Source organism: Sphingobium sp. TomTYG74, assembly GCF_055393875.1.
In genome coordinates this window covers 414,698-428,923 of record NZ_AP027341.1, presented here as the reverse complement: position 1 = coordinate 428,923, position 14,226 = coordinate 414,698, and the positions used below count along the sequence as shown (strand labels likewise).

The following is a 14,226-nucleotide window of genomic DNA, read 5'->3' as shown; positions in this document are numbered from 1 at the left end:
TCCGCTGGGGTGACGGAATAGGGATAAGCCATTACGCCCACTTCCCCCGATAATCGTGATTTTCCGAAACCATTTCCTTGAGCGTGGTCGGCCCGCCCTCCGGACAGCTCGTCTGACGCTCAATCTGCGGCCCGATCTTGGGGCTTTTGCCAGCAGCGAGATCATCCAGGATCGCGCTCATGCTGTCATAGGTCAAATCTTCGAAATTATCGTCGTTGATCTGGACCATCGGCGCGTTGGCGCAGGCGCCGAGACACTCGACCTCGATCAGCGTGAACAGGCCGTCGGGCGTCGTCCCACCCTTGACCAGACCCTTATTCTTGCAGGCAGAAAACACATCATCCGACCCACGCAGCATGCACGGCGTCGTACCACAAACCTGCACATGATAGCGGCCGACAGGCCCCAGATTGTACATGGTGTAGAAGGTCGCGACCTCGTAAACCCGCATGTACGGCATTTCGAGCTGGTCAGCGATATATTCCATCACCGGCACCGGCAGCCAGCCATTGGTCTGCGTTTCTGCCCCAACCTGACGCTGGGCAAGGTCGAGCAGCGGCATCACCGCCGACTGCTGACGCCCGGCGGGATAGCGTGCGATGACCTTCTTCGCCTGCTCGGCATTGTCGGCCGTCCACGCGAAATTGCCCCAACGGGCGCGCGTTTCCGCTTCGTCAGGGGTATGAACTGCGTCAGCCATTAGCGGTCACATTCTCCGAACACGATGTCCATCGCGCCAAGGACGGCGGTGGTGTCGGCCAGCATGTGGCCCTTCATCATGAAATCCATCGCCTGCAGGTGCGAGAAGGCAGTCGGACGTATCTTGCAGCGATAGGGCGAGTTCGTCCCGTCGCTCACCAGATAGACGCCAAACTCACCCTTGGGGCTTTCGGTCGCCACATAGACTTCGCCCGCCGGAACGTGGAAGCCTTCGGTGTAAAGCTTGAAGTGGTGGATCAGCGCTTCCATTGATCGCTTCATCTCGCCACGACGCGGCGGCGCGACCTTGCGATCAAGCGAAAGCACAGGACCTTCCGGCATTTCGCTCAGGCACTGCTTCATGATGCGCGCGGACTGGCGCACTTCCTCGACCCGGACCATGAAGCGGTCATAGCAGTCGAAATTGGTGCCCACCGGAATGTCGAAGTCCATGCGGTCATAGACGTCATAGGGCTGCGATTTGCGGATGTCCCAGGCAATGCCCGAACCGCGCAGCATCGGGCCGGAAAAGCCCCATTTCAGCGCGTCTTCCTTGCTCACCACGGCAATATCGACGTTACGCTGCTTGAAGATGCGGTTGTCCGCGACCAGCGAAATCGCGTCCTCGAACAGGCGCGGCAGGCGCGTGTCGAGCCAGTCGGCAATATCAGTGAGCAGCTTCAGCGGCACATCCTGATGCACACCGCCCGGCCGGAAATAGGCCGCGTGCATGCGCGCGCCCGACGCCCGCTCATAGAAGTTCATGCAGTCTTCGCGCAGCTCGAACAGCCACAGATTCGGCGTCATCGCACCCACGTCCATGACGTGCGAACCGAGGTTCAGCATGTGGTTCTTGATGCGGGTCAGCTCCGCGAAGAACACGCGCAGATATTGCGCGCGCAGCGGCACTTCCAGATTCAGCAGCTTTTCGACCGCCAGCACATAGCTGTGCTCCATCCCCATTGGCGAGCAATAATCGAGCCGGTCGAAATAGGGCAGCGCCTGAAGATAGGTCTTGTACTCGATCAGCTTTTCGGTGCCGCGGTGGAGCAGCCCGACATGCGGATCGCACCGCTCCACGATTTCGCCGTCCAGTTCCATGACAAGGCGCAGCACACCGTGCGCAGCGGGGTGCTGGGGGCCGAAATTAATCGTGTAATTCTGGATCTCGGTATCGCCCAGCGTCGGATCTTCCGGGCTGGTCTTGTGCTCGAGTTCTTCGAGATAGGTGGACATCAGGCGTCATCCCCCTCATCCTTGGCGGGAGTTTTCGGCCTGCGCGTACGTTTCGGCTTCGCAGTGTCCACCTCGCCCGTTTCGGCCTTCGCGGCACGGGACCGGCGCACCGGCGTCGTCTGCGCGTCGTTGGCAAGCGGCTTCTCATCGGTCGCCTTGGCGGCTTCCGTGTTCGCAGCTTCGCCCGCGCCGGTATCTTCCTTCTTTTCCGTCACCTTGGGCGTCGCGCCAGCGGGCTCGCCCTTGGGCGCAGCAGGCGGCGGCGGTGGAGCAGCGACAGGCGACGGCGCACCCGGAGCCTGCGGCGCCTTCTCATCGCCCGGCAGCACATATTGCGCGCCTTCCCACGGGCTCATGAAGTCGAACTGACGGAAATCCTGGGCCAGCTGCACCGGCTTGTAGACGACGCGCTTGTCTTCCTCGGAATACCACATCTCGACATAGCCGGTCAGCGGGAAGTCCTTGCGCAGCGGATGCCCCTTGAACCCATAATCCGTCAGGATGCGACGCAAGTCAGCATTGCCCTCGAAGATCACGCCGTACATGTCGAACACCTCACGCTCCAGCCAGCCTGCAACAGGCCAGATGTGCGTGACGGTGGGAACCGGCTTATCCTCGTCGGTCGATACCTTGACGCGGACGCGATGGTTCCGCGTGACCGACAGCAGATGATAGCAGACCTCGAACCGCTCGGCTCGCTCCGGATAATCGACGCCCGCAATCTCCATCAACTGCTGATATTCGCCCTGAACGCGCAGCACATCCAGCGCCTCGGCCAGCCGATCGCGCACGACGGTGAAGCTCAGCTCATCAGCATGATCAACCGCTTCGATCAGCATCGGACCCAGCAGCCCGGCGATCTTCTCCGCGAGCCCTTCCGGGTTCACGATCTTCGGTGCAGAATGACCCATATCAGCGCTCAATCGTCCCGATCCGGCGGATCTTCCGTTGCAACTGCATCACGCCATAAAGCAGCGCTTCGGCAGTCGGCGGGCAGCCCGGCACATAGATATCGACCGGCACGATCCGGTCACAGCCTCGCACTACCGAATAGCTGTAGTGATAATATCCCCCGCCATTCGCGCAGCTGCCCATCGAAATCACATATTTCGGATTGGACATCTGGTCGTAAACCTTGCGCAACGCCGGAGCCATCTTGTTGCACAGCGTTCCCGCAACGATCATCACGTCCGACTGGCGCGGTGAGGCACGCGGCGCAGCCCCGAACCGCTCCATGTCATAACGCGGCATGTTGACGTGGATCATCTCCACCGCGCAGCAGGCAAGGCCAAAGGTCATCCACCACAGCGAACCCGTGCGAGCCCACTGGAACAGATCCTCCGTCGATGTGACGAGGAACCCCTTGTCACTGACTTCACTGTTCAGCGCGTTGAAGAAATTCTGGTCGGGCTGTGTCCCTGCGGGCGGCATCGTGCCGGGCGCGGGACTGGTCAGTTCTACTCCCAATCTAGGGCTCCCTTCTTCCACGCATAAACGAGGCCCAGCACCAGCTCCGCTATAAAGATCATCATCGTCGCCCATCCGGCCCATCCGATCTGGTCCAGGCTGACCGCCCAGGGATAGAGGAAGGCGGCTTCCAGATCGAAGATGATGAAGAGGATCGCGACCAGATAGAAGCGCACGTCGAACTGACTGCGCGGTTCTTCGAACGCTGGAAAACCACACTCATATTCCGACAGCTTCGCCGGGTCAGGCTGATGCGCGCCGGTCAGGCGGCCGACAAGCATCGGCAGGAACACGAATGCCCCGGAAAGCAGCAATGCGATCCCGAGAAAAATAAGGATCGGCAGATATTGGGCTAGATCGACCAACGGAATCCCCTGGGCGAAAATGACTATTGGCGCGCTTTAGGCCTGCCGCATAAGCGAAGCAAGGCCCCGAGGCGTGAGAATGATTCGCAACAGTCTGCTTCTCTTACGCAGAAACAAATGCCCGCCTCAGCGCAGCGCACCAGCCACAAGCTTGTGCAATTTGCTGTGGATGGCATCATTGCCCGCGATCACTTCGCGGCGCTCGATCGGCTGATCGCCGCCCCTGAAATCGGTGGCGAACCCACCCGCCTCACGCACCAGCAGCAATCCAGCCGCAACGTCCCAGGGCTGAAGACCGCTTTCCCAGAAGCCGTCATAACGGCCGGACGCCACATGCGCCAAATCAAGCGAAGCCGCACCGAAGCGACGGATTCCCGCGACGGAGGGCGCGACCGCGCCGAAGATGCGAGTCCACTGCGCCATGTCGCCATGGCCCATGAAGGGAATGCCGGTCGCGATCAGGCAATCGCCCAGATCGCGGCGGGCCGACACCCGCAAACGCTGGTCATGGCGCCACGCGCCCCTGCTCTTTTCCGCCCAATAGCTTTCGTCAGTCGCCGGCTGGTAGATAAGGCCGGTCGTCACTTCCCGCTTGTTGCCGCCATAAAGCGGCTCTTCTACAGCGATAGAGATCGCAAAGTGCGGGATACCGTGGAGAAAGTTGCTGGTGCCGTCGAGCGGATCGATGATCCATCGCGGCTTGTTGGGATCACCCTCGATCACCCCACCTTCTTCCAGCAGGAACCCCCAATCGGGCCGCGCCTTTTGCAGCTCTTCGACCAAAGTGCGCTCCGCCTGCTGATCGGCCTTGGACACAAAGTCCGCCGGTCCCTTGCGCGACACTTGCAGATGCTCGACTTCGCCAAAGTCACGACGCAGCTTCGCGCCAGCCTTGCGCGCGGCGCGTTCCATGACGGTGAGAAGGCCGGAATGGGATACCATAAACAATACTCCCCCTCTCCCCTTCAGGGGAGAGGGTCGGGGAGAGGGGAACAACATATGCTCAGCTGCGGCCCCTCTCCCGCCTTCGCTGCGCTCGGCACCCTCTCCCCTGAAGGAGAGAGGGAAGAATTAGCAGTTCAATCCGCCCGCTTCACATATTCCCGCTCATACACATCAACGATGATGCGCGTTCCGGTGACGATATGCGGCGGCACCATGACGCGCACGCCATTGTCCAGGATCGCGGGCTTGTAGCTTGCCGAAGCAGTCTGCCCCTTCACAACAGCGTCAGCCTCGACCACGGTCGCTTCGACCGTTTCGGGCAGCTGCACGGAAATCGGGCGTTCTTCATACATTTCCAGCATGACCATCATGCCATCCTGCAGGAAGGCCGAAGCCTCGCCGACCAGATCCTGCGGCAGGTTAATCTGCTCATAGGTCTCGGTATCCATGAAGACGAGCATGTCGCCCTCGGCATAGAGATACTGGAAATCCTTGGTGTCGAGCCGGATGCGCTCCACCGTCTCGGCCGAGCGGAAACGGACGTTATTCTTGCGTCCGTCGATCAGGTTTTTGAGTTCCACCTGCATATAGGCGCCGCCCTTGCCGGGCTGCGTGTGCTGGATCTTGACGGCACGCCACAGGCTTCCGTCATATTCGATATTGTTGCCGGGACGAATCTCGACGCCGCTGATCTTCATGGGAAGAGCCTGCCTATATGTCTGAAGGTGAAAAGAGCCGACCTGTTTAAAAGGCTGGGCGCGCCTCTACATCGTGCCGCCGCGAAGGGCAAGTAGGCTCATCGGATCGGCCGCGCCAGCAAAGGGTAAGGATTGATCGCTCGGCCCCTGTACCATGGCTCGCCCGGCGCAATCTCGTTAACGGCAAAATGCAGATGCGGCGCTGCCGGATCGGCATTGCCCGTACTCCCGACCGTGGCGATCTTCTGCCCCCGCCGCACGCTCTGACCCTCCGCCAGCCCACGCGCATAGCCATCCAGATGCGCGTAATAATAGATCCGCCGTCCGTCGCCCGACCGCTGATAAATGGTCAGCCCACCATCGACGCTCGTGAACAGCTTCTCGATGCGCCCATCCGCAGCCGCCAGCACAGCCCGCCCCCGCGCCGCCATGATGTCGATCGCATCATGCGGCCGCGCGCCACCTGCCCTCGCCTGCGTGAAAGTGTCGGTCAACGCAGTCGGCGGAACACCCTCAACCGGGATCAGCAGCGACCCAGCCTCCGCCGCAGCCGGACGTTCTGACGGGACCAGCTGTTGCGGCCCGTCCCCAGGAACGATCCGCACGCACATTTTCAGGAACAAGAGCAGCAGCAGGACGACAACTATGATGCCCAAAAATCCTCGCCGCCCCGGCCTCCTCATCCCTGGAACACCGCCTTCACCCCGCTCTTCACCATCTGCGCCAGCCTTGCTGCATCCCAGTTGGTCAGCCGGATGCAGCCATGGCTTTCGGTCCGGCCGATGGTCTGCGGTTCAGGCGTGCCATGAATACCATAATGCTGCTTGGATAGATCAATCCAAACGACGCCCACCGGACCATTAGGCCCCGGCTTCAACACCGCCTTCTCATCCTTCGCATCGGCATCCCAAAACAGGTCGGGATTATAATGAAAATCGGGATTCCGGCTGATGCCCTTGATCTCCCAGGTGCCAAGCGGCAGCGGATCATGTTCCGATCCCATGGTCGCCGGGAATTGCGCGATGAGCTTATTGGCCTTGTCAAAAACGCGCAGCACGCCGTCGGACTTGTCGACCACGATATGATCGGCCTGCGGCTGATCCTTCGCGACGGCCAGGCTAGCGAGCGTATTGCCCCAGCCGCGTTCATCGCCCTCGATCTGCGCCACCGGCTGATTGCCCACGGCTGGCACCCGCACCGTAGCCCCCGGCCCAAGCTTTGTATTGGGCGCATTCAACGCCACCAGCACTTCGGGCTTGGTATGAAATCGCTCGGCCAGCTTCTCGATCAAATTGCGATAACCCAGCGCAGGCAGCTTCGCCTGATCGGAATATTCCTTGGGAATCGCGGTGAACGGACCACGCGCAAAGCCCTCAGGGATCGTCACCAGCCAAGTAGCGGCCGACGGCTTGTCCCCCAGCAACGCCTTCGCAGTCGCCTCATCATATTTGCCGGTTTCCGGTAAGCCCTTCGCCTCCTGAAAACCCTTTAATGCGGCGGTGAAGGACATCCCCTCCTTCCCATCCAGCACGCCGGGAGAAAATCCCGCCCGGTCAAGCGCCACCTGCGCCTGCAAGATCGAATCCGCGCGAGCAGGCGCACCGCCCGGCTCGGGCACTATGGAAAAGGCATAAGGATCGCCGACCGGCTTAACCGCCGCACCCTGTACTGCCTCCTTCTGATCTCCGGGAGCCATTGCCCCGCTTTCATTGGCGTCGGTGACGGCAACCTTGCAAGCCGAGCAGAGCAGCGTGAGCGCGAGCAGATATGTCTTCAAGGCGATACTCTCCCGATGTTCGGGGAGAGAAACGCGCAAAGCTCAGGAAAGCTGCCTCCCTCGATCAATGCCCCTCGGGCGATCCCTTCAAGGCCCCGGCCAGCACAGCCGAAAATGCCGCAACACCCGCGCGCGGCCCATCCTGATGCGCCCACACCGCGCTGCTCACTGCCAGAAAGTCGGCGCCCGCCTCGACCAGCGGCGCGGCATTATCCGCCGTAATCCCACCGATCGCGACGCAAGGCAGCTCGAACAGGGTCGTCCACCAGCCAAGGATCGACGGCTCCGGCCGGTGATCCGTTTCCTTGGTCGTCGTGGGATAGAAGGCGCCGAACGCGACATAGTCCGCCCCAGCCTCGCCCGCTTCCATCGCAAGGTGACGGCTGTCATGGCAGGTGACGCCGATCTGTACCTTTGGCCCCAATATCTTGCGCGCCTCTCGCGGATCGCCGTCGCCCTGCCCCAAATGCACGCCGTCCGCGCCCAGCCGCTTGGCCAGCGCTATGCTGTCGTTGATAATGAAGGCAACCTCCCGCTCCGCGCACAGCTTCTGCAATGGCTCGGCCGCGCGGGCGATCGCGTCCTCATCCATACCCTTCAACCGCAACTGGAACGCCGCCACCTTGCCGCCGTCCAAAGCCTCGGCCAGCTGTGCCACGAAACCCTCGTCGATCGCGGGCGGTGATATGAGGTAAAGCTGGCAGGGCGGGCGGAAACCCTTGTCGAACTGGTCGGCAAAATGCGGATCGAGCGCCAGCTCTTCATCGGTAAAGTCGGTCATGCGCAGCCCTTAGCGCGTTTCGGCATCCAAGGAAAAGAATGGAACCTCGTTCGGCCGCAGCGGCTTGTCCTGTCATGATCAGAATCGGCTGCTCAGGATGGAACTACCGCCACTGGCGCGGCACCTTCTACCCGGAAAAACTGGCGATGAAGCGCTGGTTCGCCTTCTACGCCGACCATTTCGACTCGGTGGAAATCAACAACAGCTTCTACCGCCTCCCCAAGCCGGAGACCGTCGACGGCTGGCGGGACCAGGCCCCGCGCGGCTTCTGCTATGCGGTCAAGGCAAACCGCTATCTCACCCAGGCTCTGAAGCTCACCAACTGTGAAGAACCGATGGAGCGGATGATGGCGTCCTTCCGCCATTTCGGCGCAACGCTTGGTCCCATTCTCTATCAATTGCCGCCCAGCCTCACCTTCAACCTCGACCGGCTCGAAAGCTTCCTTAAGCTGCAACCCGCCGACATCGTCCCCGTCTTCGAGTTCCGCCACCGCAGCTGGTATGAAGACGCGACCTACGAATTGCTCGACCGACATGGCGCCAGCTTCTGCGTTCATGACATGGCCGGATCATCCAGCCCCCGGATGGTGACGGGCCGCGCCGCCTATGTCCGCTTCCATGGCGGCCAAGGCAAATATTGGGGCCGCTATGCCGAAGATGATCTGCGCGAATGGGCTGGATGGATGACCGATCAGGCTCGCCAGGGGCGCGTGGTCTGGGCCTATTTCAACAATGACATCAATGCCGACGCCATCCACGACGCCTTGGCGCTCAAGGACATGGTCGGATGAAGAAGAATTAGCCCGTCAGGCAAATGAGGGCCGCCGATGCATATCGCCAGCAGCCCTCATGTCACATCACGCCGCCTTCTTGGTCGAGGCGGTGTAGATTTCGTCGATCGCCTGGCCCAGCGACGCGTTGAACTCATCCTCGCTCATCTGGTGGCGCAGGTCGTTCAGCAGCGCGCGGCTGAAGCTGGCGATAATGCCCTTGTTCTTCGCCAGTTCGACGCAGGCTTCCGCGCGTGAGAAGCCGCCCGACAGCGCCACGACGCGCAGCACCTTGGGATGGTCGACCAACGCGTCGAACAGGCCAGCCTTTGCCGGGAGCGACAGCTTCAGCATCACCTTCTGGCCTTCCGGCAGCGCGTCCAGACCCTTGAGCAATTCCTCTAGCAGGATCTGGTCGGCGTCCGCGCGCTCGGGGCTTTTGATGTTGATCTCCGGCTCCAGCATCGGCATCAGCCCTGCGGCCAGCACCTGCGCGCCCACTTCGAACTGCTGCTTGACGATCGCGGCGATGCCCTCGCGGTTCGCGAGATTGATAACCGAACGCTCTTTGGTGCCGAACACGCCCAGCGACTTGGCGCGCTTAAGCAGCACGTCCAGTTCCGGCATCGGCTTCATCAGCTGAACGCCGTTCGCCTCATCTTCCAGACCCTTGTCGATCTTGATGAAGGGCACGACGCCACGCTCGATCAGCGCCTGCGGCACGGACTTGCCACCCGCCTGCCCGTCCATCGTCCGCTCGAACAGGATCGCGCCGATCACCTTTTCACCCGAAAAGGCGGGCGAGGTGATGATGCGGCTGCGCATGTCGTGGATGAGGCCGAACATCTCCTCATCGTTCGACCAAGCGCCTTCCTCGATGCCATAGCCTTTGAGCGCCTTGGGCGTCGATCCACCGCTCTGGTCGAGCGCGGCGATAAAGCCGTTGCCGCCCGCAATCTTGTTCATCATGTCCTGATCCAGCATCTGCACATACCTTCTCTGTTGGGTTTGCGCCGCCCCATCGGCGGCTTCGAAATTTGAAAAAGGTCGCCATTTTTGGGGATGGCGGCCCGAAGTTCACACCATCAATGCGCTGACGCCCGGCAGGTCCTTGCCTTCCATCCATTCGAGGAAGGCGCCCCCTGCCGTGGACACGAACGTAAAGTCGCCCGCCACGCCCGCATGGTTGAGCGCCGCCACGGTATCGCCGCCGCCCGCCACGGACGTCAGCTGCCCTTCCTTGGTCAGCGCCGCCGCCGTCTTGGCCAGTGCCACCGTCGCCTTGTCGAAAGGCGCGATCTCGAACGCGCCCAGCGGCCCGTTCCACACCAAAGTCCGGCAGTTCTTGAGTGCATCGCCCAGCGCCTCGACAGCAGCAGGCCCCACGTCCAGGATCATCTCGTCAGCCGCGACCTCATGCACATTGCACGTCCGCACCGAAGGCGGATTGGCGGCAAATTCCTTCGCCACCACCACATCATAGGGCAAGTGGATGGTGCAGCCCGCAGCCTCGGCCTTGTCGAAGATCGCCTCGGCCGTCTCCGCCAAATCCTTCTCGCACAGCGACTTGCCGACATCGACGCCGCGCGCGTGAAGGAAGGTGTTGGCCATGCCGCCGCCGATGATCAAATGATCGACCTTGGCGACAAGGTTGTTGAGCACGTTGAGCTTGGTCGAAACCTTCGCTCCGCCCACAACCGCCGCGACCGGCTTCACCGGCTCGCCGAGCGCCGCCTGCAACGCGTCCAGTTCCTTCTCCATCGAGCGGCCCGCGAAGGCAGGCAGCTTGTGCGCCAGCCCCTCGGTCGAGGCATGGGCACGGTGCGCGGCGGAGAAAGCGTCGTTCACATAGAGATCGCCGATCGCCGCCATCGCTTCGACGAGAGCCGGATCATTCTTCTCTTCGCCGGGATGGAAGCGGGTATTCTCCAGGATCGAAATGTCGCCCGGCCGCATCACCGCGATGCCGTCCACCGCCGCTTCGCCGCAGCAATCGGGAATGAACTGCACATCGCGGCCCAGCACCTGGGTCAGCGGACGCGTGATCTTCGACAGCGAATATTCCGGGTTCTTCTGCCCCTTGGGCCGTCCGAAATGCGCCAGGATCAGCACCTTCGCGCCGCGATCCGCCAGTTCCAGGATCGTCGGCATCGCCGCCCGCAAGCGCGTGTCGTCGCTCACCGATCCGTCCTGCATCGGCACGTTCAAATCTTCGCGCACCAGCACGGTCTTACCGCGGATGTCGCCCATATCGTCCAGCGTCTTGAAGGGCTTGGCCACCATGATGCTCCCAGCCGCCCTACCCGTCATCCCAGCGAAAGCTGGGATCTCATGCCTCCAGGCAGGGACTTGATAAACAAGATCCCAGCTTTCGCCGGAATCACGAAAAAGGGCGGGTTTTTAAGGCCCGCCCCGCTTCTCTTACAGCAGCCCGGCCACCACGCCGGTCGTATCGATCATGCGGTTCGAAAAACCCCATTCATTGTCGTACCAGCTAAGCACGCGAACCAGATTACCGTCGATAACGGCAGTTTCCAGGCTGTCGACGGTCGAACTACGCGCATCGCCATTATAGTCGATCGACACCAGCGGCTCGTCCGAATAGCCCAGCACACCCTTGAGCGGCCCCGCTTCCGAAGCCGCCTTCAGCAGCTGATTGACCTCATCCTTGGTGGTGCCGCGCTTGGCGATAAACTTGAGGTCAACGACCGAGACGTTCGGGGTCGGCACGCGCACCGACGAACCGTCCAGCTTGCCCTTCAGCTCAGGCAGAACCTCGCCCACGGCGCGCGCGGCGCCGGTGGTGGTCGGGATCATCGACAGCGCAGCGGCACGGGCGCGGCGCATGTCGCTGTGCAGCTGATCCAGCGTGTTCTGGTCGTTTGTGTAGCTGTGGATCGTCGTCATGAAGCCCTTTTCGATGCCGATGGCGTCGTGCAGGACCTTGGCGAGCGGGGCCAGGCAGTTGGTGGTGCAGCTGGCGTTCGAGATGACGATATCGTCAGCGCCCAGCGCGTCATGGTTCACGCCGAACACGATGGTCTTGTCGACGCCGGTCGCGGGGGCGGAAATGATGACACGCTTGGCGCCAGCGGTCAGATGAGCGCTCGCCTTTTCCTTGGACGCGAAGATGCCGGTGCATTCCAGGGCGATTTCCACACCCTGCGCCGCGTGCGGCAGCTTGGCGGGATCGCGCTCGGCGGTGACGGCAATGCGCTTGCCGTTGATGATCAGCGCATCGCCATCGACGCTGACGTCGCCAGCCCAATTGCCATGAACCGAGTCCCGCTTGAACAGCAGGGCGTTCGCCTTGGCATCGCCCAGATCGTTGATGCTGACCAGTTCCAGATCATGGTCGGTGCGCGACAGGATTGCGCGCGCCACCAGCCGACCGATACGTCCGAAACCGTTAATTGCTACCTTCGTTGCCACTGCACTAGCCTCCTGATTGGTAAATTATTCTCAATGATCGAGCGCGGCCGCAACCTGCGGCGCGATCTTGGCGGCGGTCAGGCCGAAATGGTCGTAAAGCGCTTCTGCTGGAGCCGAAGCACCGAATGTGTCGATGCCAAAACGCAAGCCTGCGATGCCGACATAGCGTTCCCAGCCAAATGTCGTGCCTGCCTCAATCGAGCAACGCAGCACATGGTGCGGAAGGAGATCATCCTTATACGCCTGCGGCTGCGCGTCGAAATGCGCCCAGCTCGGCATGGACACCACGTCCGCTCCGATGCCCTGCGCTTCGAGCAGGTCGGCGGTCGCAACGGCGATCTCAACCTCGGAACCGGTCGCGATCAGCACCACCTTGCGGCTGCCCGTCGCGGCGCGCAGGCGATAGGCGCCCTTCGCCGACAGATTTTCGCTCTTTTCCGTCCGCAGCTGCGGCAGATTCTGGCGGGTCAGCGCCAGTACCGAAGGACCATTTTGGTCCTTCAGCGCCAGTTCCCAGCATTCCGCCGTCTCGACAATGTCCGCCGGACGATAAACGTCCAGGTTCGGGATCATCCGCAACGACATGACATGTTCGATCGGCTGGTGGGTCGGACCATCCTCGCCAAGGCCGATGGAGTCATGCGTCAGCACATGGATGACACGCTGCTCCTGAAGCGCGGCCAGACGGATGCCGCCACGCATATAATCGGAAAAGACAAGGAAGGTGCCGCCATAGGGAATGACGCCGCCATGCAGCGCCATGCCGTTCATCGCGCAGGCCATGCCGAACTCGCGAATGCCGTAATAGACATAGCGCCCGGAATAATCGTCCTTGGTCAGCGGCCCGGTCGACTTGGTCTTGGTGTTGTTGGAGCCCGTAAGGTCCGCCGAACCGCCCAGCGTTTCGGGCAGCAGGTCGTTGATTGCGCCCAGAGCAAGCTCGCTCGCCCGGCGCGTCGCGACCTTCTGCGGATTGGCGATCAACGTGTCGATATAGCTATTGAGCGAGAAGTCAGCGGGCAACTCGCCAGCCATCCGGCGCTCAAATTCCGCTTTCTGACCATTGTCCGCCAGACGGCCTTCCCAGACAGAACGCGTCTCAGCGCCCTGTGAACCGATGCGGCGCCACTCGGCGGCAATATCCTCAGGAATAACGAAAGGCTCGGCCGTCCAGCCGAGGAACTCGCGCGCGGCGGCGACTTCCGCCTCGCCCAGCGCCGAACCGTGGACGCCCGACGTCCCCGCCTTGTTGGGCGCGCCGTAACCGATCTTGGTGGCGCAGGCGACCAGCGACGGGCGCGGATCGGCCAGAGCCTCATCAATGGCGCGGCGCACATCGGCGACGTCATGGCCATCGCACGAAACGACATGCCAGCCGGTCGCAGCATAGCGCGCCCGCACATCTTCGCTGCTCGACAGGTCAACCGCGCCGTCGATGGTGATTTTGTTATCGTCCCACAACACGATCAGGCGGCTCAGGTTCAGATGCCCCGCAAGGCCGATCGCCTCATGGTTGATGCCTTCCATCAGGCACCCGTCGCCCGCGATGACCCAGGTGCGGTGATCGACCAGATCGTCGCCGAACTGCGCATTAAGGTGCCGCTCGGCAATCGCCATGCCGACTGCGGTGGCAAGGCCCGAACCCAGCGGCCCGGTGGTCGCCTCGACGCCCGCCAACTCGAAATTCTCGGGATGACCGGCGCAGGGGCTGCCCAGCTGACGGAAATTACGGATATCCTCGATGGTCGGACGCGCATAGCCGGTCAGGTGCAGCAGCGAGTAGATCAGCATCGATCCATGACCGGCCGACAGCACGAAGCGGTCGCGGTCGGCCCATTTGGGCTGGGTCGGATCGAACTTGATATAGTCCTTGAACAATACCGTCGCGACGTCTGCCATGCCCATCGGCATTCCCGGATGGCCGCTGTTCGCCGCCTGCACTGCGTCCATGGAAAGCGCCCGGATGGCGCTGGCGAGCGACTTTTCGGATACGGTCATCTAGGCTGGCTTCTTTCCTGCTTGACTAAGCGGCCCCCTGCTGAGCCGACGAATCGAA

Annotated in this window: 15 protein-coding genes; 1 reads left to right on the top strand and 14 read right to left on the bottom strand. The window is 61.9% G+C overall.

Going from position 1 to position 14,226, the window contains the following annotated elements; genetic code table 11:
- Positions 1 to 31: 31 nt before the first annotated feature.
- The 10 genes from nuoE to thiE form a co-directional block, all read right to left on the bottom strand.
- The gene (nuoE, locus tag ACZ5TB_RS02310; RefSeq protein WP_464791861.1) at positions 32 to 700 is read right to left on the bottom strand and encodes an NADH-quinone oxidoreductase subunit NuoE; all 669 of its coding nucleotides are present in this window, start codon (positions 698 to 700) and stop codon (positions 32 to 34) included.
- The gene (locus ACZ5TB_RS02305; protein ID WP_464791860.1) at positions 700 to 1,935 is read right to left on the bottom strand and encodes an NADH-quinone oxidoreductase subunit D; all 1,236 of its coding nucleotides are present in this window, start codon (positions 1,933 to 1,935) and stop codon (positions 700 to 702) included. The genes nuoE and ACZ5TB_RS02305 overlap by 1 nt, the downstream gene beginning before the upstream one ends.
- Positions 1,935 to 2,846 (bottom strand): NADH-quinone oxidoreductase subunit C, encoded by a 912-nt coding sequence (locus ACZ5TB_RS02300; RefSeq protein WP_464791859.1) that lies wholly within the window; start codon positions 2,844 to 2,846, stop codon positions 1,935 to 1,937. Before ACZ5TB_RS02300 ends, ACZ5TB_RS02305 begins: the two co-directional genes overlap by 1 nt.
- 1 nt (position 2,847) lies before the next feature.
- Positions 2,848 to 3,402, bottom strand: a complete 555-nt coding sequence (locus ACZ5TB_RS02295) for a NuoB/complex I 20 kDa subunit family protein (RefSeq protein ID WP_443020059.1) — start codon at positions 3,400 to 3,402, stop codon at positions 2,848 to 2,850.
- Positions 3,393 to 3,767 (bottom strand): NADH-quinone oxidoreductase subunit A, encoded by a 375-nt coding sequence (locus ACZ5TB_RS02290; protein ID WP_097091191.1) that lies wholly within the window; start codon positions 3,765 to 3,767, stop codon positions 3,393 to 3,395. Before ACZ5TB_RS02290 ends, ACZ5TB_RS02295 begins: the two co-directional genes overlap by 10 nt.
- 126 nt (positions 3,768 to 3,893) lie before the next feature.
- On the bottom strand, positions 3,894 to 4,709 hold the full coding sequence (locus tag ACZ5TB_RS02285; RefSeq protein WP_460987694.1) for an inositol monophosphatase family protein: 816 nt from the start codon (positions 4,707 to 4,709) through the stop codon (positions 3,894 to 3,896).
- Between the two features lie 137 nt (positions 4,710 to 4,846).
- Positions 4,847 to 5,410, bottom strand: a complete 564-nt coding sequence (efp, locus tag ACZ5TB_RS02280) for an elongation factor P (protein WP_196225729.1) — start codon at positions 5,408 to 5,410, stop codon at positions 4,847 to 4,849.
- A gap of 98 nt (positions 5,411 to 5,508) precedes the next feature.
- Positions 5,509 to 6,093: a M23 family metallopeptidase gene (locus ACZ5TB_RS02275; RefSeq protein ID WP_464791858.1), complete on the bottom strand. Its 585-nt coding sequence runs from the start codon at positions 6,091 to 6,093 to the stop codon at positions 5,509 to 5,511.
- On the bottom strand, positions 6,090 to 7,187 hold the full coding sequence (locus ACZ5TB_RS02270; protein ID WP_464791857.1) for a L,D-transpeptidase family protein: 1,098 nt from the start codon (positions 7,185 to 7,187) through the stop codon (positions 6,090 to 6,092). The genes ACZ5TB_RS02275 and ACZ5TB_RS02270 overlap by 4 nt, the downstream gene beginning before the upstream one ends.
- 64 nt (positions 7,188 to 7,251) lie before the next feature.
- Positions 7,252 to 7,968: a thiamine phosphate synthase gene (gene thiE, locus ACZ5TB_RS02265; RefSeq protein ID WP_464791856.1), complete on the bottom strand. Its 717-nt coding sequence runs from the start codon at positions 7,966 to 7,968 to the stop codon at positions 7,252 to 7,254.
- Positions 7,969 to 8,042: 74 nt separating this feature from the next.
- Here thiE and ACZ5TB_RS02260 point away from each other — a divergent pair, with 74 nt between their 5' ends.
- The gene (locus ACZ5TB_RS02260) at positions 8,043 to 8,759 is read left to right on the top strand and encodes a DUF72 domain-containing protein (protein WP_464791855.1); all 717 of its coding nucleotides are present in this window, start codon (positions 8,043 to 8,045) and stop codon (positions 8,757 to 8,759) included.
- Positions 8,760 to 8,825: 66 nt separating this feature from the next.
- Here ACZ5TB_RS02260 and ACZ5TB_RS02255 read toward each other — a convergent pair whose 3' ends face one another.
- The 4 genes from ACZ5TB_RS02255 to tkt all read right to left on the bottom strand — a co-directional run bounded on the left by ACZ5TB_RS02255 (position 8,826) and on the right by tkt (position 14,168).
- Entirely contained in the window at positions 8,826 to 9,722 is an 897-nt protein-coding gene (locus ACZ5TB_RS02255) for a fructose bisphosphate aldolase (RefSeq protein WP_464792468.1), read from the bottom strand.
- Between the two features lie 93 nt (positions 9,723 to 9,815).
- The gene (locus ACZ5TB_RS02250; RefSeq protein WP_464791854.1) at positions 9,816 to 11,021 is read right to left on the bottom strand and encodes a phosphoglycerate kinase; all 1,206 of its coding nucleotides are present in this window, start codon (positions 11,019 to 11,021) and stop codon (positions 9,816 to 9,818) included.
- 138 nt (positions 11,022 to 11,159) lie between these two features.
- Positions 11,160 to 12,170: a type I glyceraldehyde-3-phosphate dehydrogenase gene (gene gap / locus ACZ5TB_RS02245; protein WP_449471538.1), complete on the bottom strand. Its 1,011-nt coding sequence runs from the start codon at positions 12,168 to 12,170 to the stop codon at positions 11,160 to 11,162.
- A gap of 30 nt (positions 12,171 to 12,200) precedes the next feature.
- Positions 12,201 to 14,168, bottom strand: a complete 1,968-nt coding sequence (tkt, locus tag ACZ5TB_RS02240; RefSeq protein ID WP_464791853.1) for a transketolase — start codon at positions 14,166 to 14,168, stop codon at positions 12,201 to 12,203.
- Between the last annotated feature and the right edge of the window lie 58 nt (positions 14,169 to 14,226).